The following is a 22,965-nucleotide window of genomic DNA, read 5'->3' on the forward strand; positions in this document are numbered from 1 at the left end:
GGAAAGCGATCCGTTTTCCCAGCCACCATAATCGCTATCTAAAGTCTCGAAACTGAGCCTTCCATTAAAGGGAGCTTAAATGGAAAATCAACTCTGTAATTTAACATAGCTAGGCACAAAAAAACACGAACCCGCATCACAGGCTCGTGTTTAAGAGATTAATGCACTTCTGGACGTTCGGAGATTTCTTCTAAGGCTTTTCCTGCCGCTTGATCGGACATATCATCCAGTGACAAGTCGCCTAAAGAAAGAATTCCTACAAGTTTACCTTGTTCGACTACCGGCAGTCGACGTACCTGGTGGTCTGCCATTACTTCACTTGCTTCCTGCAAAGTGGCATCTGGCGTAACATGATAAAGCTTGTCACTCATTACTTCCTGGATCGGGGTAGAACCAGGCTTTTTATTGGCATAGCCACGAATGACTAAGTCGCGGTCCGTCACCATACCAAGCAGCTCCTGATTGCTTCCTACTACAGGCACAGCACCTACATTTCTTTCTTTCATCAATGTTGCTGCATCGAATAAGTGATCATCTGCTGTACAGGATGAAATTTCTGAAGTCATCACTTCACGAACTGATTTCATTATTTGTACCCTCCTTCTAATAAAAAGACAGTCATAACTGTCCATTCATCAGGTAGTTTATCCAAAACGAAAGAAAGTTTGCATGCAACGTTAAACGATTTATAGTATAATGAATTGCAACGTGCTCAATTTCATACTATGATAATCTTAACTACATACAATTTTTGAGAGGTGTTTGGAATGAAACTAGAAGGTACTGGTATCGAAGGTTTAGTCATTAAACAAAAAGCTCTTCATCATGTCATGAACAAAGCCGGCTTTATCCGTGGCGGGCAATGGGATTACGAACGCGTCACCTATGATTACAAAATCGGCTCACCTGAAAAGAATATTACTTATTATGTGCGTGTACAGGGTTATGCAATTGAAGGAGATGTAGATGCAGGAAACGCTGTCTTCAAAATGCTGACACCTTTACTAGGCCGCCACTACTATCCTCACGGGGTTGAATATGGAGAGCAGGAAGGCTTTTCTAAGGACTTGATGGACCGTGCAGCTAAGTTAGTCGAAAGAGCTGCCGGGGATATCAAGAATCATCAAGAAGTGGTTTAAGCAATAACTGATACCGCATCCTAACTAACTAGTCAGGTTGCGGTTTTTTAACATCTTACACTCATTAACTGTTCAAACACTCAAGACTTTGCTATATTTTGAATTATAGGTGTTATTTAGGAAAGGAGATACATAAACAAATTGTTCCACTACCTTACAAAACGTCAATGGATCTTGATTGTAATTACCTTACTCTTCATCATTGCGGCTTATTTCCTACTGCCAGTATCTGTCCCTTTAATTATGGCTTTCGTGACCGCTTTGTTTCTTAATCCGGCCATCCGGATGATGCAATTCCGTTTCCGCATGAAGCGGAAATTGGCGGTCATCATCACCTTTCTTCTCTTTTTATTACTGATCAGTATACTCGGTACATTTGTAGTCACCAAAACAGTAACCCAAGTAGCGCATGTGGCAGAAAATGCACCGACATATGTGAAACAGATCAACCAGATGGTACAGAATTGGGAAGAAAGCATCGACCGCTATGCCCAAGACCTGCCGGATGAGTTTGTAACAGAAATCACTGCAGGTATGCAAAGCAATGTGAGAAATCTCAGTGAAACCATAACAGATACGCTTACCATCGAAAACATAACGAAAGTATTTGCTAAAATTCCAGAGTATCTCGTAAGTTTTATCGTCTATTTAATCGCGTTATTCCTGTTCATGCTTGAAATGCCAAGGCTGAAAGAAAATACGTACGAATTTATGACAGAAGAAACATCCGAAAAAGTGAAATTCATGAATGCTCGTTTATCTTATGTGGTATTCGGTTTTTTAAAAGCCCAATTTCTTGTAAGTATCATCATTTTTATAGTAACCTTAATCGGCTTATTGTTTATCTCACCCGAGGTTGCCGTAGTCATGGCTCTAATCATATGGGCTATTGACTTCATCCCGATCATCGGTTCGATTGTCATCTTAGCTCCTTGGTCATTGTATATGTACCTTGCCGGGGACGCAGTGGCAGGTACGAAACTTGCTATCTTAGCCGTGCTGCTCCTTGCCATCCGCCGTACTGTAGAACCGAAAGTGATGGGAAGACATATCGGTCTGTCTCCACTGGCGACATTGGTTGCCATGTTTCTCGGTCTTCAATTGATGGGGATTATGGGTTTCATTCTCGGACCATTAATTTTAATTGCCTTTAATTCAGCCAAAGAAGCTGGCATTATCCGCTGGAACTTCAAAATATGATATAACAGAATATTACTGGGTATAAAAAAAAGCTGATCCAATAAGTCTGTAATAAGACAAAATGGTTCAGCTTTTTTTATCGGTTTAGAAAAAATCAAGAAATGCCGGGTTATTTTTTGGAAGCCAGTTCGTCAGCAGCGTCAAACTGTCTGATGCCCCTGACAATTTGTTCATAAAAGCGGCTTTCTCTACAGAAAGACTTCCTAGGACAACAGCGGAGAGAGTCCGGATGTCCATTTCTATATCCGCACCACCTGTTGTCTTCTCAACCTCCATGTTGCCATCAGTAAGTGTGCATACCCATACCCCTTCATTCCATGGTGCATAGCGGTCTGTGACCTTCAACTTAAGTGAACCGTTCCCCTGTTTCACAAAAGGGTACTCCTCAAAGAATTTAACCACATCTACAATTCTTGCCATAAAGTATGGTTTTCTTACTTCCTTGAAAGAAGGATTGGCAAAATGAAACGCGTCCAAATCACCTGGAAGCATAGAGAGTTCGATATCGCCTGTTATGGAATCATGATTCTTCATCCATTGCAATAGACCTGTGAATGCCTCGTTACTTTGGTAAATGAACTCTTCGATCACCAGGCGGTCTCTTTTCATTTCCGCCAGCAGGTAACCTTCTATTTTTCCATATGCTTCGTAAGCGATGATCTGGGTATTTTCCGAGATGACCCGCCGCTCCCACCACCATGGTTCCCGCTTTAGCATCAGCATATAGTCTGATGCTGCCTGTTCATAAACAGGATTCAACAGGCGGGCTGCATCTTCCTTATGTATTCGCTTCAACTTTCCCTTCTCAGGGGTCTTCCCTGAAATAAGATGTTCCAGTTTCCCTTTATATGTGTAAGTATGTTGCGTGAGCTCAAAGCCATAATTCCGATAAAACGGTATAGAAAATGGATGAAGCATGGAAAGGGATGTTCCCTGTTCGTACATTGTAAGCAAAGCATGCTTCATCAGTGCTCCGACATATCCTTTCCTCCTGTCTTCCGGCCATGTTGCCACACCGGCAATACCACCCATTTTAATCATCTGTTCATTTAATGTTACATGTAACGAATGAAGATGAAGTTTAGCAGCCAGTTTTTCTTCATCAAATATTCCATAAATATCCTGCTTATCCATCTGCCATTTCCTGTCTTCTATTTGAGTTTGCGTCAATGTATAATTAAAAGCGTTCTCACCTAACCTCAAACAATCATCATAGTTCGTGTCTGTGATTTTTTTCAGTTCACTCATCTACTGTTCCTCACTTTCTTAAAAAATAATATGGTATCCTCACGACCATAAATTTTAAAACCTGTGTTCTTTAGTACTCGTAACGAAGGAAGGTTGGATTGATCACATTGAGCAGTAATAACAGCGACTTTTCGCGTGAAGACCCAATCAGATACTGCTGCTACCGCTTCTTGGGCAAAGCCCTTTCCCCTTGCAGATGGAACAATCGTATAGCCTATCTCCACTTGCTCTCCCTTATCTGCACTCTTCAAGTTAACATTACCGATTACTTTCCTGATTGGTTTCTCAATCAAATACCAGGGACCGAAGCCGGCTTCCAGTTCTTTTGCTTCCACGGCTTCTGTATAAAAAGGAAGCAGAGCGAGCAGACCATTACCTGGCCACTCAGTGGTTTTAATCAAGTGATTTTCCTGAAAAAACCTATTCCTTTCATTGATCAGCCATTGTGCATCCTGCTGAGTCATCGCATGAGCCTGAAGCCTTTTTGTTTCTAAAAACAAATGAACCTTCTCCTCTCTTCGTTTCCGGTATTCATTGTTTACTTTACCTAAAGAATAAAAAAATCGCATGAAACCGTTTTGGACTCCATGCGACTCTCCTGATTAGAAACCGAAAATTGCTCGAAAAACATTCGTTGTTTCGCCGGGTTCGTAGATGATGTATAGAAGGAAAAATACAATGACACCGGTAACAGCTGAGAAAAACCAAATCACACTGGTGACTGGCCCTAGTTTACGGTGCTTAGAGATATTACGCTTCAAAGCAAGCCTCAGTGTTACTAAGCCGAAGATCGCACCTGTGGTAGCCAATATGATATGGAAAATCATATAGATGGTATAGTACGTCTCTACCCCTTCAGGTCCGCCGAAGCTTGTATTTCCAACTAAAATAGTTCTAGTTAAGTAAATAATAAAAAATAATAGGGCACTGATGGCCGCGGACAACATCACTTGCCGGTGACGGCGACGGTGTCCTTTAGCAATCAGCACCCATCCAATCGCTACAAGCGTACCGCTTATAGCAATAAATAATGTGCTGATTGTTGGCAGTAAAGGCATAGACGGTCATTCCCTTCAAGCAAAATCCTGATACTCTTTCATACTAATAAAGATAAGTAAAATGCACAAGTTTGTTAAATAACTCCAGAAAATCGCAGAACATTATCATCGTACCGGTTAAGACAACCTTCAGCTTTTCATAAAGTATGAAAAAAAGCTTTCCTGACAAGTCAGGAAAGCTTTCCAGGCTATCAAGAATCTTGGGTTATATGTGCTGGCACCGGATCGATGATGTCCCGCTCTTTGTTGAACCAGGTGAAGAAGATCTTTGCGATAATAGCCCCGAAAATGATCTCCTGGGCAACTTTCATAATAATGCCTGCACTCTGCTGATCATCTAATAAAGATAACGGAGAGAACAGCTCAGGCCCGCTCATTTTCAGTCCAGCCATCCCATTTAATACATCTTGAGGAACACATAGGCTCAAAGCTTGCACCCATGGTCCTCCTTCCGTAAATGTCGCGTATAATGGAGCGTCTGCAAATATGATCAAAGCACATGCCGGTGTAATCAATACGCCATTGGCAAAGATATAACCAATTTTCAATAGCTCACTGAGGCGATCCAATTCTTCCAGTGGAGGAAAAACGGACATCCACATCAAAAAGGCAGTAAACAAAATACCAAGGGTTATGCCTGCATGAGCAAACTCCCCGGTTTTCGCGTAATCGAATACCGATGGCAGGTGATAAAGTGAAAATGAAGCATTGAATAATAACAAGGCAATCAACGGCTTAGAAAGGAGCAATAAAATCGGACGAACTACCGGGATATGGAATAATTTCTTCCACATCCATTTAGGAATCCCTTTAATGATTAATATTGGGAACAATAAGTAATAAAGAGCCATTTGCGTCATATGTGCCGTAAAAATGATGTGGGCAAGCAAATCAATTGGCGATCCTTTGATAATATACAAGACGATTAAACCCGTATAGAACAAGGCCTGCTGCTTCCCAGTCGGGCGCCCTTCATCCGTGAAGTGATGGCGGCCTGGACCGGTAATGTAATAGTAAAGCCCGGCCAATAGCAATATAAATAAAAAATAGTAAGGACTCCACAGTGCCCGGAACCCGAATATCTGTAATTCTAACCACATAATGTTCACTCCATATTGGTCTGTTGTTATAACCCTATTTTAACTAAATCCGCTGAAATTCTCGACTATTTTTACCTGATCGCTGAAATGTTCACAAAAAAGACAAAATCTTTCCCTAATTGAAGAAAGAGATCGGAACAAATTGTCCCGATCTCATAAAGCTTATTCTTACCACCAAATAATCGTTGTGAATGTAAGAATTGTCATGAACGCTACCGCGATTCCTCCATAAATCATCAATGCCGGCATTTCATGGTCTTTATTTTTCATATGCATGAAATAATAAAGCTGGAATACGACCTGGACTACTGCCAACAGCAGAATGATTGGTATCGTGAAATATTTACTGACATCACTGACCACTAACGCAAAAGCTGCGATAGTAAAAATGATCATCATGACAAAACTGATTACCTGATGCTGCATCTCTTGTTTATGTTCTGCTTTTTCAAACTCGTTATGAGTGGAATTGGTGTCTTTTGCCATTGATTAACCCACCTTTCCCATCAGGTATACAACTGTAAAGATGAATACCCAAACGACGTCGATGAAGTGCCAGTACAAGCTGGCAATATAAAACTTTGGAGCATTGTACAGGTTCAAACCACGCTTGGCGTTCCTGCCCATTAATGTAAGAATCCAAAGAAGACCGAATAGTACGTGGCCCCCGTGGAAACCGACGAGTGTATAGAAAGCTGACCCTAACGCAGAAGACCGGAAAGTAAATTCATATTCATGAATATAGTGATAGAATTCATAAATCTCAAATCCAAGGAAAGTAAAACCTAGAGCAACTGTTACTCCAAGCCAGACCATCATCTTGGAAAAGTTATTATTTTTCATGTGATACATGGCATAGACACTTGTCAAAGAACTTGTCAATAACAGCATGGTCATGACAAATACGAGCTCCAGGCCAAACAATTCCTCCGTACCTGGCCCACCAGCAGTAGAATCATTCAATGCCAGATAGGTACCGAATAGACTTGCGAATAAAACTGTTTCTCCCCCAAGGAAAAACCAGAATCCCAGGAATTTATTTTTACCTTCAAGGGTGGCTTTTTCCGGTTCGTGGGGCATTTGTTTCGGATTTAAAATATCTTCGTTACTCATACCTGGCCATCCCCCTTTTCCAGATCTTCTTTATGGATATGATAACCAAGGTCGTCTTTTACAGAACGGACGAACATGGAACCAAGTGTAATACCCATACCAATGAATACAAGAGACAACCAGACAGGATTATCGACTTGGTAGATGAAACCGAAACCTGCAATGAACAGCCCGAAGGACATCACAAAAGGAATGATGGAACCGTAAGGCATATGGATATCTCCAAGCGGCTCAGCTGGTGTCATTGCTTTCTTACCTTCCGACTTCTCAATCCATAACGCATCCAGACCACGTACCAAAGGTGTCTGTTTAAAGTTATAAAATGGAGGCGGTGAAGGAATAGACCATTCCAGTGTACGTCCATCAAATGGATCGGCAGATGCTTTCGGCTCTTTCATAGCTGTATAGATGACATTCCATAGGAAGATGATGACACCAAGCGCCATGAAGAAAGCACCAATCGTACTGATCAGGTTTCCAGTATCAAGCCCTTGCCCATCAAGGAACTTCCAGTAACGTCTAGGCATACCCATCAGACCAAGGAAGTGCTGGATGAAGAATGTCAAATGGAAACCGATGAAAAATGGCCAGAATGCCCATTTTCCAAGCTTTTCGTTCAGAACTTTACCGAACATTTTCGGCCACCAGTAATGCAAAGCAGCGAAAATACCGAATACAACCCCACCTACGATGACGTAGTGGAAGTGAGCAACAACGAAATACGTATCGTGGTACTGATAGTCAGCAGCAGCTGCTGCAAGCATGACACCAGTCATACCACCGATAGTAAATGTCGGAATAAATGCTACCGACCAAAGCATTGCTGTTGTCATTCGAATTGTTCCGCCCCACATGGTAAATAACCAGTTAAAGATTTTAATACCTGTCGGAACAGCGATCGCCATTGTAGTTACAGCGAAAATAGAGTTGGCAACCGGCCCCATACCTGTTGTGAACATGTGGTGAGCCCAAACCATGAACCCTAGGAAACCGATCAACACAGTTGCAAACACCATGGCGGAATACCCAAACAGACGTTTTTTGGAAAATGTAGAGAACACTTCACTGAAGACACCGAACACAGGAAGAATCAAAATGTAAACTTCCGGGTGACCGAAAATCCAGAATAAATGCTCCCAGATAATGACGTTACCGCCGGATGCGACATCAAAGAAGACGGACCCGAACATACGGTCAAACATCATCAAGAACAAACCGACTGTCAAAGCCGGGAATGCAAACAGAATCAATGTACTTGTGACAAATACTGTCCAGGTGAACAGTGGCATACGCATATAGCTCATACCTGGCGCACGCATATTGACGATTGTCACCAGGAAGTTGATACCACCGATCAATGTACCGGCACCTGAAATCTGAAGACCCATCACATAGAAGTCTACCCCATGTGTAGGGGAAGTTGTGGATAATGGAGCATAAGCTGTCCACCCGGCATCAGGCGCTCCACCCATAAACCAGGAAAAGTTAAGGATCAGACCGCCAAAAAAGAACAGCCAGAAACCTAATGAGTTAAGAAACGGGAATGCTACATCTCGTGCCCCAATTTGAAGTGGAACCACGGCATTCATTAATGCGAATAGTAATGGCATCGCTGCCAAAAAGATCATGGTTGTACCATGCATCGTAATCATTTCGTTGTATAAACCTGCACTGATGAATTCATTGTCCGGTTTAATCAGCTGAATCCGGATAATCATAGCTTCCAGGCCGCCCAATAGGAAAAACAAACCACCGGCGACAAGATAAAGATGCGCAATCTTTTTATGGTCGACCGTCGTTAAGTAATCCCACATAAAAGCGCCGAAGCCTTTCTTTTGCGCTACTGCAGTACTCACGCTTTTAACCTCCCTCTAAACTAAATACCTATATCACATAGCTTTTAAATTATTGTGCACTTTCCGGTGTTACCTCTGAAGGCTTCAATTGCATCAAGTATTCAGCCACCTTACCTGCTTCTTCTTCGTTTACAAGGTTTGGAGGCATGGTGTTGCCTGGCTTGATTTCATTAGGATGCAGGATCCAATTTACAATGTTTTCTTTTGTCGGTTCCAGAATCCCTGCCACTTTGGCACGATCACCGAAGTTTGTCAGGTTAGGACCGACACCTTTTGGCTGAGAACCGATGGCGTGACAGCTTAAGCAGTTGTTTTCGAAGATTTCTTTACCTTCTTGTGCAACCTCTGTCTCAGGCTCAGCTTCAGGGTCTGCATTTTGCATATCGCTTACCCACTGTTCATACTCTTCCGGACTAACAACAACGACACGGAAGTCCATCAAGGAGTGGGAAGGACCGCAAAGTTCAGTACATTGTCCCCAATAGACGCCTTCTTCTGTTGCTTCCAGGTACATTGTATTTTCGTTATCCCCCGGGTTCGTATCGATTTTACCTGCAATCGATGGCACCCAGAAGGAATGGATGACGTCAGCTGACTTCATCGTTAAGTATACGCGTTCCCCTTTAGGGATGTATAAATCCTGGCTGGTTGAAATTTCTTCGCCAGCATAATCGAACTGCCACCAGAATTGTGCGGAGGTGACATCAATTCGTATGTCTGCTTCATCTGATGACTCTTCTGCCAAGTCAAAGACAGCCGTCACTGTTGGTACTGCAAGCACTAACAATAGAATAATCGGAATGACTGTCCAGATGATTTCAAGCATTTTGTTACCTTCGGTTTGTTTAGGAATATAATCCTCTTGCCCTTTTTTCTGACGGTAACGAATCAGAACAAATGTGTAAATGGCCATAACGACGATGAATACAAAGATCATAATGGCAATACTCAGAATCATCAAATCGTATAGTAGTTCCGCTCCATACCCTTCAGGTTTAAGTGCGCTGACTTTATCAACTCCACAGCCTGACAGGATCAAGGAGAGCGATCCGAGCAAGAACAAAGCACGGAATTTTCCCATCCATCCTTTCATGAATACAACCTCTCTTTCTCTTTTTAGCTTTACTTTTATTTCATAATCAGATGATGGCTTCTATGCCATCATCTGATTTGATTAATAAGGCAGTGTGACAATAACCATCAATGGGAATAGGATGGTCAGGTATAACAAGGAATAAAGGAACATCCATGTTGCCCATTTAATGTCATCTTTCATCTTGAAACCGGCCAGTGCCAATACCAGCCAGCCTGCTGTCAACAAACCACTGATAATCATAAAAGTGATCCCCAGTGAAGCTAAATAGATAGGCAGTGGCAACAGACATGCCACATAGACGACCATTTGACGTTTCGTGATGCCGAAGCCGTGGACGACTGGCAACATCGGAATATTAGCCGCTTTATACTCATCTTTCTTCTTCATAGCTAGTGCTAAGAAGTGAGGCGGCTGCCAAATGAACATGATCAAAAATAGGATGAGCGCTTCAAGGCGAAGGCCTGGTTCAATCGCAGCCCAGCCGATAAGCGGAGGAACCGCTCCAGAAAAGCTCCCGATGACCGTATTGATCGTATACCTTCTCTTTGACCACATCGTGTACAAAATTACATAGACAAACCACCCAAAAGCACCGAGAAGTGCAGCTTCAACAGTTGTAAATAACAATAATAAGAATCCAACGATGGATACGACGATGCCCATTGTCTTCACATTGGAAAGTGAGATCGTACCAGTGACAGTAGCACGTGTCTGCGTTCGTGACATAACAGGATCGATGTCCCGATCATACCAGTTATTAAGGATACAACCTCCCGCTATAATGAAAGCGGTTCCGACCATCGTAAGCAAAAATGTCGGCCAATGAGCTATGAAGGATGACCCGGTAAAATGCAGGGCCAGCCAAAAGCCTGCAAAGGTCGTAATCAAATTGGAATTGATGATTCCTATCTTGATCAGACTCATGATATCAGCCCAAAGTGATGATTTGCTGACAGTCGAATGGTTGATGGCTTGTGACGATGCCGTCTCGACTGTTCTCGTATTGTTCATCAGTTTATCTTCCTCCTTCAACCTCCCTCACAAAACAATGGTTCGACATAAAATGGAAGCTGTTTTTTTAGGGTGGGGTTTCAAAAAAATCATGGAAGGGGCAAGAACCCTCTCAAATAGCCCTTGGGGCATCAAAGCCATTGTATCACGGAATACCTTTTCAATCTATTTAATCACATTATTTTTGTAAGATGTGACAAATTTGTGAAAACATGCCCCCATAATAAAATAAAAGGCAATCCAGCCTTTCTCCATGTTTTACTATTGACTTGGAAATGCCTTCAGATCAAGGTTTTTACGTTTATTCCGTTTCAATATCCCCTATATATTTCTAGCAAACAACAGCTTCATTTGCAAGTGTTTTTTACATTTCCATGCTGTTAACAATACAAAATAAACAAAAATGTGACAAAGAGATTTCCATTAAAAAAGGCTGGCCTGTTTGATGAGGCCAGCCCTTAGTGTTACCACTTATTCAAATTCAATCAATAGATCCCCTACGTGAATTGCCTCGTTGTTCTTAACATATATATCTTTAATTTGACCGGAAAACGGAGCCTGGACGGTTGTTTCCATCTTCATCGCTTCCGTAATCATCAAGTGATCACCTTTCTCTACTTTCTCACCCTTTTCAGACAACACTTGGATGACGGTGCCCGGCATACTTGCACCAATATGCTTATCGTTGGATTTATCCGCCTTCGGTCGTTCCTGGACAGCTGATTTTATGCTATTGTCCTTGACGACCACTTCCCGTGGCTGGCCGTTCAGTTCGAAGTAAACCGTTCTTGTTGCATCGGCTTGTGCTTCACCAATAGAAACAAGTTTAACGATCAGCGTTTTCCCCTGCTCGATTTCCACTTCGATTTCTTCACCCAGTCTCATGCCATAGAAAAACGTCGGAGTATCCAATACAGACATATCTCCGTATTGTTCATAGAAGCGGTGATGATCCATGAATACTTTCGGATAGAGTGCATACGTAATCATATCAAAACTTGTAACTTGACGATCCAGTGAATGGAATAAGGTGTCCCGTAATTCCTTGAAATCCACCGGTGGCAGCAGTTCCCCCGGACGGACCTGAATCGGTTTCCTGCCTTTCAATACGATACGCTGCAATTCAGCAGGAAAGCCTTGATACGGCTGCCCTAAATACCCTTCAAAGAACTCGACGACGGAATCAGGAAATGCTAGTGAATCTCCTTTTTCATAGACATCGTCTTCTGTGAGATCATTCTGTACCATAAACAATGCCATATCCCCGACTACTTTGGAGGAAGGTGTCACTTTAACAACATCTCCGAACATATCGTTTACTTTCCGGTACATCTTCTTTACTTCATCCCAGCGACTTGCGAGACCGACAGCCTTGGCCTGCTGCTGAAGGTTGCTGTATTGCCCGCCAGGCATTTCATGCTCATAAACTTCCGTATGCGGTGATTTCATTCCGCTTTCAAAGTCAGCGTAATAATTTCGGATGTCTTCCCAGTAATGGCCTAGCTCTTCATATGCTTTAATGTCCATGTTCGGTTTGCGGTTATTGCCTTCTAAAGCATAATATAGACTGCTCGCACTAGGCTGGGAGGTGAGTCCTGCCATTGGGCCAGCTGCCACGTCCACGACATCCACTCCTGCCTCAACGGCGCGGGCATAGGTGAAAATACCATTCCCGCTCGTATCATGTGTATGAAGATGAATCGGGATTTCGATCGAATCTTTCAAACTGGATACAAGCTGATAAGCAGCTTCAGGCTTCAAGAGTCCCGCCATGTCTTTAATTCCAAGAATATGGGCTCCGGCATTCTGCAATTCTTTTGCCATTCGGACGTAGTAATCCAAGTCGTATTTAGGACGGGAGGAATCGAGAATATCCCCTGTATAACAAAGGGCTGCTTCTGCAACCTTATCGTTTTCCCTGACGGAATCGATGGCCAGCTTCATGCCATCAATCCAGTTAAGACTGTCAAAGATACGGAAGACATCGATGCCCGCTGTAGCGCTCTTTTCAACAAACTCACGGATCAGGTTATCCGGATAGTTTTTATAACCTACCGCATTACTCGCACGTAAAAGCATCTGGAATAGTACATTCGGCATCTTTTCACGCAGCTTCAACAAACGCTGCCATGGGTCTTCTTTCAGGAAACGTGACGCCACATCAAATGTCGCTCCTCCCCACATTTCCACAGAAAACAACTCAGGCAAAAGACGTGCAGTAGGTTCAGCTATTGTCTCCAAATCTTTTGTACGAACCCTCGTCGCCAGCAAGGACTGATGGGCGTCCCGGAACGTAGTATCTGTCAGCAATACCTCATTCCGTTCTTTCAGCCAGTTCGCCAGGCCATCCGGACCCTGCTGGTCCAATATTTGCTTGGTCCCTTCCTGTATCGGTTCAGAATATTTCACTTTAGGGATTCTTGGCTTGGCATACACCGGTTTTTTCTTATTTTCTAACCCTTCAAAACCATTGACCGTCCGGTCTGCAATATAATTAAGCATTTTTGTACCACGGTCTTTTCGTTTCGGAAAGACGAATAACTCAGGGGAGCGGTCAATGAATGTTGTATCATACTCCCCAGACAGGAACTGATTGTGCTGGATGACGTTCTCCAGAAACGGAATGTTCGTCTTGATACCGCGAATACGGAATTCCCGAAGGTTACGCACCATCTTCTTGGCTGCCTGATCAAATGTAAGCGCCCAAGTGGAAACCTTGACAAGTAACGAATCATAAAACGGGGAAATGACAGCTCCCTGGAAGCCGTTACCTGCATCAAGCCGCACTCCGAAACCGCCGCCGGAACGGTAAGCCATGATTTTTCCTGTATCCGGCATGAAATTATTCAATGGATCTTCTGTAGTAACACGGGACTGGATGGCATATCCATGGGTCCGTATCTCGGATTGCTGAGGTATGGCGATCTGTTCTTCATGGAGGTTATACCCTTCCGAGATCCGGATTTGCGTCTGTACGATGTCGACCCCGGTAATCAATTCGGTGATCGTATGCTCTACCTGCACTCGTGGGTTGACTTCAATAAAGAAATATTCATTATCGGTCACCAGGAATTCTACTGTCCCGGCGTTGATATAATTCACATTTTTCATCAGCTTTACTGCTGCTTCACAAATCTCTTCTCTTAAAGTTACTGTAAGTGACACACTCGGGGCTACTTCGACCACTTTCTGGTGGCGACGCTGCACCGAGCAGTCACGTTCATACAAGTGGACGATATTCTGGTCTACGTCCCCGAGAATTTGAACTTCAATATGTTTCGGCTGTTCGATTAACCGCTCGACATAAACCTCATCACTGCCAAATGCCGCCTTGGCTTCTGATTTGGCACGATCATAGGCTTCGTGGACGTTATCAGCGCTTCTGACAATACGCATGCCTCGGCCGCCGCCTCCTAAAGCTGCCTTAATGATGATAGGATATCCATGTTTCTCCCCAAATTCTTTCACTTCATCAAAGCTCGAAACCGGTCCGTCTGTTCCCGGAATAACGGGTATACCTGCCTGGACAGCCTGATCCCTGGCTTTTACTTTATCTCCAAACATATTCAAATGCTCACTGGAAGGCCCGATAAAAATGATTCCTTCTTCTTCACAGCGACGGGCGAAATGAATGTTTTCAGATAAAAAGCCATAACCTGGATGGATCGCATCTACTCCTACGTTTTTTGCAATTTCAATAATCCCTTCGATATCCAAATAGGCATCAATCGGCTTTTTACCTTCACCGACAAGATAGGCTTCATCCGCTTTATAACGGTGGAAAGCACCAGTGTCTTCTTTTGAATAAACCGCCACCGTACGAATATTCATTTCTGTACAGGCACGGAAAACACGGATAGCGATTTCGCCTCGGTTTGCTACTAAAACTTTATTGATTTTTCTAGTTTCAGTCATGATCTCACTCCTTGTCGTTCTGGTTGATTAGTGTTTTGAATCGTAGTACTTTTACCGGCCGGCACTGGCCGACGATCTTTTGTCTGTTCTTCTTTTACATGGACGGTGAGTGCGACATTATTCAAGATACCGACAGAGAGCATCATAATCAATAAGGAGGAACCGCCATAGCTTACAAATGGCAACGGCACACCGGTGATTGGCAGCATACCGGACATGGCACCAAGATTGATGAATGCCTGGATACCGATCATCGCTGAAATTCCGAGTGCAAGCAGGGAACCGAACGTATCCTTGCACTGTCTGGATATGTATAATCCTCTCAGTACGAGTCCCCCCAGCAGTCCTACAACAATAATGACACCAATGAAGCCTAATTCTTCCGCAATGACTGCCATGATGAAATCGGTATGCGGCTCAGGAAGGAAGCCTAACTTCTGCACACCTTGTCCCAGGCCTTCACCAAATAACCCGCCTGTTCCGATTGCTACATAGGATTGGATTAAATGATAGCCGTCCCCATCTGGTGTTTCAAACGGCTGGAATGCCCCTGTAAAACGGGATAACCGTTCGTCTGTAACCATTTGCGGAGCCAGCAGCAATACGAATACCAGTGTAACCCCGATCAATAAAGCTATATGTTTACCTTTAATCCCGGAGCTCGCGATGACAAAGCTGGCAATCAATCCTATGATTGCAGCAGTACCAATATCAGGTTGCAATACAATTAAACCCAGAATCAAGCTTGTCAAAATCAAAGGCGGAAGGACGGCTTTACCGAATTCATCTATATAACGCTGTTTTTTCGCATAAATTGCAGACAGGTATATAATCAATCCGATTTTAACAAATTCAGCTGGCTGAAAACTCATGAATTTTAAGTCATACCAGGAAGTCGCATTGTTGACATTCTTACCGAAAAAGAAAAGTCCCACCAGCATGAATATCATTAATAATACAATCAGTTTAGTCATGCGCTGCAAATGTCTATATGGAAAAATAGTGAAAAAGAACAGAAGGCCTATGCCGATTACTCCCCACATCAGCTGTTTTTGCAAAAAGTGAAAACTGGAGGTATCCATCATCACGGGGGCATAAACCATGCTGGCGCTATAGATCATTACGGCACCAAAACCGGTTAAAATAATCGGTATGATAAACAATGTAAAGTCGATATTTTTCAATTTTTGTCGCATTACGTTCCATCCCTCTATAATATTTTACTAGATTCGTCGCAAAATTCCTTCTTTTTATAACCAAGTATTTTTATAGCTGTCGTGTTATGTATGATATAGAAATTAGAAAAGCCCTGGTGTGACGCCAAAGGTTTACATTACGTAATTTAAATGCTTGGCTTATCGCCAGGTCCTTATCGAAAAAGCCTTCGTATCTCTTCTAAAATAATCCTTTCTCAAAGTATAAAAAAACCCAAATCACAACATTAGCTGTCGCAATTTGAGCTTATATATCAAGATTTCTGTGCAGCTTCATGTAATACATTCAACTGTTGTTCCAAGTTATCCAGCAAAGCTTTGCCTTCCTCCTCGGTTATTAGATCGAGTCGTACCGCGAAATCGATTTCACGTGACAGCCCGAACATTTGTGTATCTAAAACTTCTTCATATAAAGGACATTGTGGCATTGTCAGATTATCCATTTGAACCTTGATTAACTTCAAGATCTTATCTGCATCAGCCTTGAGAAGGGCGTAGGCTTTTTCGCGATGATCTACAGCCAAATCAGATAACATCAAAAATCCCCTCCAATAACAGACTTCTATCTACTATATTATCGTCTGTCCCGCCAAATTGCAATATAAGATATATGTCAAACTTCAAAACCTATCCCTTTTATCCTTTTTCTCGTGCCTGAATGCTATAATATTGTCTTTTAAAAAATGGCTCTGTTAAACTTTGTTTTTCGTGCATAGCTCACTCTTGGTTTGAAGAACGATATACCGATGCTTCCGTTTCTCTCATAAACGCAAGGAGGTCCGGGAAATTGCGAGACTCCTCGAAAATGCTACGCATTTCCTTCGTGCGGTGTTTTTTCAAGAAGCTTATTCAAAGTCCAGTGGGATGAACATGAGCGGTGAGATCCCGCAAGGCGAAGCCTGAGGAAGCTCACCACATGCCCACGGAAAGCAAGTGATTTCCCGGACCTCCACACCGTTACTACCGTAACGGATAACAGAACCTAAAAAATAGATAAATCATAGCGGTTGGCGAGGAGTTCCAATAGCTTTAAGCCGACAACGCTGTTTCCTTTCTCGTCGAGAGCTGCCCCGTATACGGCGATCCCGCCAAAGCCGTTAACCGAACCAACCACTGCTCCGGATACACCACTTTTCGCTGGTATTCCTACCCGGATGGCAAAAGAACCAGAAGCATCGTACATGCCACACGTCACCATGAATGTTTTACATATACGGGCCAAATGCCTTGGAATGATTTGCCTTCCAGACTCTAGGTCTTTGCCATCATTGGCAAAAATAGCACCGATACGGGCGAGGTGATGGATGTTTACTTCAATTGCACACTGTTTCGTATAAGCATCCAGGTTTTCTTCCACACTTCCCTCAATTACGCCATGCTGTTTCATATAGTAGCAAAGGGAGCGATTCAAGTATGCTGTCTGGAATTCAGACACCGCCACGTCTTCGTTATACCGAATAGACTGGTCATCTGTCATTTCATGAATGAAGCTGAGCAGTCTCCCTACTTTTTCATCAGGCGTTGCCCCGTGAATCATATTGGTTACAGCCAGGGCGCCGGCATTAATCATCGGGTTCAGGGGTTTTGAAGGTGCATGCTGCTCCAGTCGATAAATCGAGTGGAATGGGTCTCCGGTCGGCTCCATGCCAACACGGTCGAAGACATATTCTTCTCCATTGTCCATTAAAGCTAAAGCAAGGGAAAATACTTTGGAGATACTTTGCAGTGTAAAACAACAGACAAGGTTCCCGGCGCTGACACATTCTCCATTCAGATCATAGACAGCGACTGCCAGTTCGTCGGGGTCCTGCTTCGCTAATGCAGGTATATAGTCTGCGACCTTTCCATCTCTCGCTAAGGGTCTTACGTTTTCCAGCCAATCTTCTAATACTTCTTTCGTTAAATTTTTGGCCACTTTTATTACCTCCTTCGGGTGCAATGATTACAATTTTTTGCTATTCTGAATTATGGTGATTATTTTATTGAAAGGTGGCCCTTGCCATGATTGTCCAAATAGCAGGAAATGTGAACTATCCAATTACTCTGGATCCGACCGTCTGGATCTTTGATGATCGGAAGGTAACTATGGAAGAAGCATTCGGTACGGTTGATAAAGAAAATACGGAGGAAGATGAACTCCAGAAAGCTTCCATGCGTTGGGATCGTGAAATTTACCAACAAAAAATCGACCCACCCGTTAATAGGAGTATTTCCCGTTTTGAGAAAGAAAAAATCCTAAAAGAGACATATTTAATGGATTTAAAACCTTTTATTAAGACAAGCGAACCTGCCAATGATTCGAAAGGCGTTACGTTAGAAACAACAAAAGGCAACAAAGAAGTGTCAATCGAAGACATGAGGCAGGCACTTGCGTTGTTTTCTGTTGAAGGCCGTCCCCTTAAAGAAGACGGGCCAATTCATCTCTATTGGGCAGACGGAAGCAACAAAAACGAGCCGGTCACAGGCGTTAAGAAAATCATCTTCAACTAATTTGCACCCATACAAATTAAGCTGGCTGGCAGGTTTGCTCAAGTCTCCTGCCTGCCAGCTTATTATTTATCGTATCTTTACAAGAAGTCGGCTGCGAGCTGGGCGAGTGGTGAACGTTCCCCTTTTATCAGCTTCACATGTCCGCTCAAATTATGATGCTTGAATTTCTCCACCACATGCATAAGCCCATTATTATATTCGTCTAAATAAGGATGGTCGATCTGCTGAGTGTCTCCAAGAAGGACAATTTTGCTTCCCTCCCCGATTCGTGTCAGGATTGTTTTTACTTCATGGCGGGTAAGGTTCTGCGCTTCATCAATTAGTATGAGCTGATCAGGTATACTTCTGCCCCTGATGTAAGTCAATGCTTCTACTTGTATCGAACCAAGACCTGATAAAATGCCGTCCAGCTCACCCGGCTTTTTCACATTGAATAAATGCTCCAGGTTATCATATATCGGCTGGACCCACGGTCTCAGCTTTTCATCTTTCTCTCCTGGAAGATAACCTAAATCTTTCCCCAGTGGTACAATCGGACGTGCTACTAACATCTTTTTATACAATCCTAAATCTTCAATTTGCATTAATCCGGCGGCCAGTGCCAGCAGCGTTTTGCCTGTCCCAGCTTTCCCCGTCATCGTCACTAATGGTATGTCCCGTCTTAGCAGCAGTTCCATCGCCATTATCTGCTGCGCATTTCTTGGTTTAATTCCCCACACATGTTCATTGGAAAATTGGCAGGGTTTTAAAAATCCCTGTTGGTTTACCATTCCCATTGCTGATTGGGACGGGTTGTTCCGGTTTTTTAAAATAAAAAATTCATTCGGGTAATAAGACCGTGTCAATTCCTGGATGGGAAGCTGTCCATCTTTGTAAAAGCGGTCCAGGACTTCTTTTTCAGCATAAAGTTCGGAAAAGCCTGGGTATATTTCATCTTTGTGTATGGCCCGTTCATTTAGAAAGTCTTCAGCTGGTATCCCCATCGCATCCGCTTTCACCCGCATCAACATATCTTTCGAAACAAGTATCACCTGTTTGCCGTCTTTCTTTTGTTTTTCTTCTTCGTGCAAATTCAGCGCTACTGCCAAGATCCGGTTATCATTTGTTTTTTCTACAAATATTTCTTCCATTTTTTGATAAGATCGGTGGTTCAATTCGATTTTCAATTTACCTCCATTGCGAAGCAGAATCCCTTTGTGCAGTTCACCTTTCACGCGAAGCCTATCAATGATACGCGACACCTGCCTTGCATTGCGGCCTATTTCCTCCATGATTCTTTTCTTCGTATCCACTTCTTCTAATACGACGGCTGGAATGATGACTTCATTATCCTCAAAAGTATAAATTGCGTTTGGATCCTGAAGCAGGACGTTCGTATCCAAGACATAAATTTTTTTCAAACAGTACGCCTCCTATATATCAGGTTGAAGGGTTTCATGGGTTCTTACCTCATTTATATGTTCCGATGCATAAGGATAGACGACCTGACAAACGCTAGTAAAAAAAGAAGGTGAACTTACAATGAAAAAACATATGCTTAACGCCTTGATATTGACTGCTTTATTCGCTTTGACGGCTTGTCAGAACGACGATCCGGAAACATTACAGCAAGAGCGTGATGGAACAGAACCGTTGATGGTAAAAGATTCAGATCCTATAGAAAAGGAAGATCGTTCCAACCAGGAGATTGCGCAACACTTAGCTAAACTGGCAACAGAAGTCCCAAATGTGCATGATGCTACTGCGATTGTGCTAGGTCCTTATGTTGTGGTGGGCATAGACGTTGATAAGGAATTAGATCGGTCCCGGGTGGGCACGATTAAATATTCTGTAGGAGAATCATTGAAACATGACCCATACGGAAAACAAGCAGTTGTTGTTGCCGATGCAGATGGTGTAGAACGCATCAGGCAATTGAACAACAAACTGCAGGAAGGCCATCCGATTCAGGCCATTAGTGAAGAATTAAGTGCCATTGTCGGCCGTTACATGCCGGAAATGCCAATTGATGACGACCGCCCGGAAGAGCCTGATCCGAATAAAGAATCTGTTCCTGAAAGAGAAGAACAGAAGCTGGATGAAATCGAAGAAGAGCAATCCAACGAACATTTGAACAAAGAAAATAATTAAACCAAAAAAAGAACAGCTAAATCCTTTGCAGGATTTAGCTGTTTGCTTTTTCAAGTATTTCTCGTTCTTTTTCGGTCAGTTCATTATAATACTGGACCCCGAATTGAGAACCTTCGGACACCATCTTAGTATTTTCGTGATTGTCTTCCTGCGGATTTCCAGCTGCTTCTACTGGTAAATCACTGCCATTAGACTTGGTGAAAAGTGACTGCGCTTTCCCTTTCCATTGACCCCGGCGTTCTTCGTCCTTCAGCAAGTATGCTAAAGTACCTGCGCCTAGTGCACCTACCGTTGAAAAAATCCATCTTTTCCTCAAAGAAATCATCCTTTCTTGGTCTTCTGTACATACACTTCCCGAAATGTATTTATTTGAAACAGTATTTTTCTGGTTAATCCTTTAAGGAGGTCATAACCTGGCGATCCAGCTTGGCCGCAGCTTTCTCATCATATGTTTTATCATAGTCAGGTCCTTTAGAAATTTTCGCTCCGTAAAACATGACATCCCTTACTTCTTCAATGTCCACTTCAATTTTGGCAAGCTTCAATGGAATTTCTTCGATTCGTTCGGTCAGCACCTTTCCCTCTCCTTTAATGGAATAAGTGGAGTCTGCATCAATTAAAGTCAACACGATTTTGGGGGCGGATTTGATATTCCGGACAATGACCGAACGATTATCAACTGCGAATACAAGGGTTCTTCTGTCTTTGGCATATACCCAGCTGATCGCATTCACCATCGGAGAACGCGTCTCTTCATGATAAGTGGATAACAACATAAATGTTTCTTGTTGCAGCAGTTCATATTGCTTCTCGTTTAAAGCTTGTTCTACTTGATTCGCCATTCTTATTCCTCCTTTATGTTTAAACCAGCCTTGAGGTATAACTGATAAACCTTTGCTTTAATGCGTGTCTATATACGGTATGTTATACTTTTACTATAGGCTTTCAAGCTAATAGGTGAACTACTATAAATAAAAGCCCTCGTGAAAATCAGGCTTTGTCTTTTGGATGAGCCTGTATCAGAAAGAAACCAATGATTAACTGAGGTGAAATTATGCGAGTAAAATGTGTCATTTGTGATGATATAAACAATATCGACAGTAACTGCCTACAGGCAAAACGGCTGAGAAACCGACGCCTCACTACGTACATGTGTCCAAGCTGCCATGATCGTATTGAGGAAAAAACTAAACAAAGATTGGCAACTGGCGACTTCCGCATCTACAAAGAGCGGAAAACAGAAAAATATCTTAGTTAGAAAAAGGGCTGACCGGAGAGATTCACTTCTCTATCTAGGTCAGCCTTTGTTGTACATGAAGAATGTTTTACTTTATTAAGTCATAGTGACGACTTGGCGACAACCCAAGTTCTTCTAGTATTAATGATAATTTTTAAATTTATGTGGCTCTTCTTCAATCTGGTTAAGGATCAGTTCAATTAGTTCAGTCGGAAAGCGGAACTTGCGCACTTCTTCCTCTGTCTTGCATTCCACTTGGTACATTTCTTCATCCCGATGGATTTCTATGTCTGTCAAGTTATGATCTTCCTTCAGCATTTCGTAAAAAAAATCGGCTGTTTCGTTTGCAGACAGGTCGTCGGGACGGTTTTCGGCAACTACTTTGATGGTAAGCCAATTATAAACAGCATCCTGCAGTGAGCGCATTCCTTCACTCTCCTTAAGTTATCCTTCGTTTCTTCCACTTCGTTCCCTATGGAGCCGGAGTCGGTAAATCCCTAATACGACTGCAGAAGCAAGCAGACTTTCCGCAATCGGGAGGTTTAAGCCCAGAATCAGCGTCAAAAAGAAAGTACCAATAATTAATACAGCATATACAATAATGTTCTGTATTAAAGGAAGTTTCCTTGCAAAACCAAGCTTGAAAGTAACGATCGCCAGGATGACGACGGTCAAATACAATAAAAAGAAGCCACGGAAAAGCAAGGCTACTTCATTTTCATTATTCATATTCACTTCTGTACCCAAGCCCTGGAAGAAGAAATCTGCTATCGGCCATAAATCATTGGGTACATTTAAAACATTATCCTCGTTCATGATGTTCCCCCTTGTTCTCTCTTGTCTCCATCATACTAAACAAATGCAGCTGGCGCTAGAAGAAATTATCAGGACTCCCCTTAGGATTCGACCATTTTCAACAAACGATAACTCAGCTATACTTGAATAGTACATATAAAAGAGGTGATAGTTATGGGAAAAATAGACTGGAAAAGGATGTTTACCGCTTTTTTAGCGATCCTTTGTTTTGTATTTGTAGGATTCGCCCTGGGTATGAAGAACTTCTGGCTAGCCGGACTGTTTCTTTTGCTTGGCTTTGGGGTTATGGGTTTTGGCATAGCTGCTAAACGAAAAAAACGATCGTGACTACAGAGTCACGAT

General features: G+C 42.7%; 25 protein-coding genes. 6 read left to right on the forward strand and 19 right to left on the reverse strand.

Annotation, left to right across the window (positions count from 1 at the left end; genetic code table 11):
- Positions 1–158: 158 nt before the first annotated feature.
- The gene (locus tag ACGTNI_RS07415) at positions 159–587 is read right to left on the reverse strand and encodes a CBS domain-containing protein (protein WP_085508023.1); all 429 of its coding nucleotides are present in this window, start codon (positions 585–587) and stop codon (positions 159–161) included.
- A 180-nt stretch (positions 588–767) separates the two neighbouring features.
- On the opposite strand from ACGTNI_RS07415, the gene ACGTNI_RS07420 reads away from it, so the two are divergent.
- Positions 768–1,139, forward strand: coding sequence for a YugN family protein (locus ACGTNI_RS07420; RefSeq protein WP_394461201.1), 372 nt, complete (start codon positions 768–770; stop codon positions 1,137–1,139).
- Between the two features lie 141 nt (positions 1,140–1,280).
- Entirely contained in the window at positions 1,281–2,339 is a 1,059-nt protein-coding gene (gene ytvI / locus ACGTNI_RS07425) for a sporulation integral membrane protein YtvI (RefSeq protein WP_394461203.1), read from the forward strand.
- 84 nt (positions 2,340–2,423) lie between these two features.
- On the opposite strand, the gene ACGTNI_RS07430 is transcribed toward ytvI, so the two are convergent.
- The 13 genes from ACGTNI_RS07430 to glsA all read right to left on the reverse strand — a co-directional run bounded on the left by ACGTNI_RS07430 (position 2,424) and on the right by glsA (position 17,865).
- A complete protein-coding gene (locus tag ACGTNI_RS07430; protein WP_394461204.1) occupies positions 2,424–3,587 on the reverse strand; it encodes a GNAT family N-acetyltransferase in 1,164 nt (387 codons plus the stop codon).
- The gene (locus ACGTNI_RS07435) at positions 3,584–4,087 is read right to left on the reverse strand and encodes a GNAT family N-acetyltransferase (protein ID WP_394461206.1); all 504 of its coding nucleotides are present in this window, start codon (positions 4,085–4,087) and stop codon (positions 3,584–3,586) included. The genes ACGTNI_RS07430 and ACGTNI_RS07435 overlap by 4 nt, the downstream gene beginning before the upstream one ends.
- A 102-nt stretch (positions 4,088–4,189) precedes the next feature.
- A complete protein-coding gene (locus ACGTNI_RS07440; protein WP_085508013.1) occupies positions 4,190–4,645 on the reverse strand; it encodes a DUF420 domain-containing protein in 456 nt (151 codons plus the stop codon).
- A 191-nt stretch (positions 4,646–4,836) separates the two neighbouring features.
- Positions 4,837–5,745 carry a cytochrome c oxidase assembly factor CtaG gene (ctaG, locus tag ACGTNI_RS07445; protein WP_394461208.1) on the reverse strand — a complete coding sequence of 303 codons (909 nt, stop codon included), beginning with the start codon at positions 5,743–5,745 and terminating at the stop codon, positions 4,837–4,839.
- 168 nt (positions 5,746–5,913) lie between these two features.
- Positions 5,914–6,231 carry a cytochrome c oxidase subunit IVB gene (ctaF, locus tag ACGTNI_RS07450; protein ID WP_085508007.1) on the reverse strand — a complete coding sequence of 106 codons (318 nt, stop codon included), beginning with the start codon at positions 6,229–6,231 and terminating at the stop codon, positions 5,914–5,916.
- Positions 6,232–6,234: 3 nt separating this feature from the next.
- On the reverse strand, positions 6,235–6,858 hold the full coding sequence (locus tag ACGTNI_RS07455) for a cytochrome (ubi)quinol oxidase subunit III (protein ID WP_085508005.1): 624 nt from the start codon (positions 6,856–6,858) through the stop codon (positions 6,235–6,237).
- Positions 6,855–8,714 carry a cytochrome c oxidase subunit I gene (ctaD, locus tag ACGTNI_RS07460; protein ID WP_085508003.1) on the reverse strand — a complete coding sequence of 620 codons (1,860 nt, stop codon included), beginning with the start codon at positions 8,712–8,714 and terminating at the stop codon, positions 6,855–6,857. The genes ACGTNI_RS07455 and ctaD overlap by 4 nt, the downstream gene beginning before the upstream one ends.
- A 49-nt stretch (positions 8,715–8,763) precedes the next feature.
- Positions 8,764–9,807, reverse strand: coding sequence for a cytochrome c oxidase subunit II (gene coxB / locus ACGTNI_RS07465; protein WP_085508000.1), 1,044 nt, complete (start codon positions 9,805–9,807; stop codon positions 8,764–8,766).
- Positions 9,808–9,888: 81 nt separating this feature from the next.
- Positions 9,889–10,821 (reverse strand): heme o synthase, encoded by a 933-nt coding sequence (gene cyoE, locus ACGTNI_RS07470; RefSeq protein WP_394461212.1) that lies wholly within the window; start codon positions 10,819–10,821, stop codon positions 9,889–9,891.
- 471 nt (positions 10,822–11,292) lie between these two features.
- Positions 11,293–14,736, reverse strand: coding sequence for a pyruvate carboxylase (pyc, locus tag ACGTNI_RS07475; RefSeq protein WP_394461214.1), 3,444 nt, complete (start codon positions 14,734–14,736; stop codon positions 11,293–11,295).
- A complete protein-coding gene (gene ftsW / locus ACGTNI_RS07480; protein ID WP_394461216.1) occupies positions 14,733–15,932 on the reverse strand; it encodes a putative lipid II flippase FtsW in 1,200 nt (399 codons plus the stop codon). Before ftsW ends, pyc begins: the two co-directional genes overlap by 4 nt.
- A gap of 272 nt (positions 15,933–16,204) precedes the next feature.
- The gene (locus tag ACGTNI_RS07485; protein ID WP_085507993.1) at positions 16,205–16,486 is read right to left on the reverse strand and encodes an Fpa/YlaN family protein; all 282 of its coding nucleotides are present in this window, start codon (positions 16,484–16,486) and stop codon (positions 16,205–16,207) included.
- Positions 16,487–16,932: 446 nt separating this feature from the next.
- A complete protein-coding gene (gene glsA / locus ACGTNI_RS07490) occupies positions 16,933–17,865 on the reverse strand; it encodes a glutaminase A (protein WP_394461218.1) in 933 nt (310 codons plus the stop codon).
- Positions 17,866–17,951: 86 nt separating this feature from the next.
- Here glsA and ACGTNI_RS07495 point away from each other — a divergent pair, with 86 nt between their 5' ends.
- Complete coding sequence (locus ACGTNI_RS07495) at positions 17,952–18,440, forward strand: hypothetical protein (RefSeq protein WP_394461220.1); 489 nt, start codon at positions 17,952–17,954, stop codon at positions 18,438–18,440.
- A 77-nt stretch (positions 18,441–18,517) separates the two neighbouring features.
- Here the strand turns inward: ACGTNI_RS07495 and ACGTNI_RS07500 are convergent, their stop codons facing one another.
- On the reverse strand, positions 18,518–19,840 hold the full coding sequence (locus ACGTNI_RS07500; protein WP_394461222.1) for a PhoH family protein: 1,323 nt from the start codon (positions 19,838–19,840) through the stop codon (positions 18,518–18,520).
- Between the two features lie 121 nt (positions 19,841–19,961).
- Between ACGTNI_RS07500 and ACGTNI_RS07505 the strand changes: the two genes are divergently transcribed.
- A complete protein-coding gene (locus ACGTNI_RS07505) occupies positions 19,962–20,570 on the forward strand; it encodes a YhcN/YlaJ family sporulation lipoprotein (RefSeq protein WP_139823823.1) in 609 nt (202 codons plus the stop codon).
- A 34-nt stretch (positions 20,571–20,604) separates the two neighbouring features.
- On the opposite strand, the gene ACGTNI_RS07510 is transcribed toward ACGTNI_RS07505, so the two are convergent.
- A complete protein-coding gene (locus tag ACGTNI_RS07510; RefSeq protein ID WP_062445655.1) occupies positions 20,605–20,886 on the reverse strand; it encodes a YbyB family protein in 282 nt (93 codons plus the stop codon).
- 73 nt (positions 20,887–20,959) lie between these two features.
- Positions 20,960–21,412: a pyridoxamine 5'-phosphate oxidase family protein gene (locus tag ACGTNI_RS07515; protein WP_394461226.1), complete on the reverse strand. Its 453-nt coding sequence runs from the start codon at positions 21,410–21,412 to the stop codon at positions 20,960–20,962.
- Between the two features lie 212 nt (positions 21,413–21,624).
- On the opposite strand from ACGTNI_RS07515, the gene ACGTNI_RS07520 reads away from it, so the two are divergent.
- Entirely contained in the window at positions 21,625–21,828 is a 204-nt protein-coding gene (locus ACGTNI_RS07520; RefSeq protein WP_085507980.1) for a YlaI family protein, read from the forward strand.
- A gap of 120 nt (positions 21,829–21,948) precedes the next feature.
- Here the strand turns inward: ACGTNI_RS07520 and ACGTNI_RS07525 are convergent, their stop codons facing one another.
- Both ACGTNI_RS07525 and ACGTNI_RS07530 read right to left on the reverse strand, forming a co-directional pair.
- Positions 21,949–22,233 carry a hypothetical protein gene (locus tag ACGTNI_RS07525; protein ID WP_394461229.1) on the reverse strand — a complete coding sequence of 95 codons (285 nt, stop codon included), beginning with the start codon at positions 22,231–22,233 and terminating at the stop codon, positions 21,949–21,951.
- Positions 22,234–22,251: 18 nt separating this feature from the next.
- Positions 22,252–22,623 (reverse strand): YlaH-like family protein, encoded by a 372-nt coding sequence (locus tag ACGTNI_RS07530; protein ID WP_394461231.1) that lies wholly within the window; start codon positions 22,621–22,623, stop codon positions 22,252–22,254.
- 153 nt (positions 22,624–22,776) lie between these two features.
- On the opposite strand from ACGTNI_RS07530, the gene ACGTNI_RS07535 reads away from it, so the two are divergent.
- Positions 22,777–22,950: a DUF5325 family protein gene (locus ACGTNI_RS07535; RefSeq protein ID WP_166761358.1), complete on the forward strand. Its 174-nt coding sequence runs from the start codon at positions 22,777–22,779 to the stop codon at positions 22,948–22,950.
- Positions 22,951–22,965 lie beyond the last annotated feature (15 nt).

Origin of the sequence: Thalassobacillus sp. B23F22_16 (assembly GCF_043496955.1) — a bacterium.
In the GTDB taxonomy this organism is placed as follows: domain Bacteria; phylum Bacillota; class Bacilli; order Bacillales; family Halobacillaceae; genus Thalassobacillus; species Thalassobacillus devorans_A.

Excerpts from the sequence above, each read along its gene's own strand:
- ACGTNI_RS07495 (WP_394461220.1), top strand. The coding sequence starts at position 17,952 with ATGATTGTCCAAATAGCAGGAAATGTGAACTATCCAATTACTCTGGAT.
- ACGTNI_RS07430 (WP_394461204.1), bottom strand. The coding sequence starts at position 3,587 with ATGAGTGAACTGAAAAAAATCACAGACACGAACTATGATGATTGTTTG.
- cyoE (WP_394461212.1), bottom strand. The coding sequence starts at position 10,821 with ATGAACAATACGAGAACAGTCGAGACGGCATCGTCACAAGCCATCAAC.
- ACGTNI_RS07520 (WP_085507980.1), top strand. The coding sequence starts at position 21,625 with ATGCGAGTAAAATGTGTCATTTGTGATGATATAAACAATATCGACAGT.
- ACGTNI_RS07485 (WP_085507993.1), bottom strand. The coding sequence starts at position 16,486 with ATGTTATCTGATTTGGCTGTAGATCATCGCGAAAAAGCCTACGCCCTT.
- ACGTNI_RS07535 (WP_166761358.1), top strand. The coding sequence starts at position 22,777 with ATGGGAAAAATAGACTGGAAAAGGATGTTTACCGCTTTTTTAGCGATC.
- ACGTNI_RS07415 (WP_085508023.1), bottom strand. The coding sequence starts at position 587 with ATGAAATCAGTTCGTGAAGTGATGACTTCAGAAATTTCATCCTGTACA.
- coxB (WP_085508000.1), bottom strand. The coding sequence starts at position 9,807 with ATGAAAGGATGGATGGGAAAATTCCGTGCTTTGTTCTTGCTCGGATCG.
- ACGTNI_RS07455 (WP_085508005.1), bottom strand. The coding sequence starts at position 6,858 with ATGAGTAACGAAGATATTTTAAATCCGAAACAAATGCCCCACGAACCG.
- ACGTNI_RS07530 (WP_394461231.1), bottom strand. The coding sequence starts at position 22,623 with ATGAACGAGGATAATGTTTTAAATGTACCCAATGATTTATGGCCGATA.
- ACGTNI_RS07515 (WP_394461226.1), bottom strand. The coding sequence starts at position 21,412 with ATGGCGAATCAAGTAGAACAAGCTTTAAACGAGAAGCAATATGAACTG.
- ftsW (WP_394461216.1), bottom strand. The coding sequence starts at position 15,932 with ATGCGACAAAAATTGAAAAATATCGACTTTACATTGTTTATCATACCG.
- ACGTNI_RS07525 (WP_394461229.1), bottom strand. The coding sequence starts at position 22,233 with ATGCGCTCACTGCAGGATGCTGTTTATAATTGGCTTACCATCAAAGTA.
- ACGTNI_RS07505 (WP_139823823.1), top strand. The coding sequence starts at position 19,962 with ATGAAAAAACATATGCTTAACGCCTTGATATTGACTGCTTTATTCGCT.
- ctaF (WP_085508007.1), bottom strand. The coding sequence starts at position 6,231 with ATGGCAAAAGACACCAATTCCACTCATAACGAGTTTGAAAAAGCAGAA.
- pyc (WP_394461214.1), bottom strand. The coding sequence starts at position 14,736 with ATGACTGAAACTAGAAAAATCAATAAAGTTTTAGTAGCAAACCGAGGC.
- ctaG (WP_394461208.1), bottom strand. The coding sequence starts at position 5,745 with ATGTGGTTAGAATTACAGATATTCGGGTTCCGGGCACTGTGGAGTCCT.
- ACGTNI_RS07420 (WP_394461201.1), top strand. The coding sequence starts at position 768 with ATGAAACTAGAAGGTACTGGTATCGAAGGTTTAGTCATTAAACAAAAA.
- ACGTNI_RS07440 (WP_085508013.1), bottom strand. The coding sequence starts at position 4,645 with ATGCCTTTACTGCCAACAATCAGCACATTATTTATTGCTATAAGCGGT.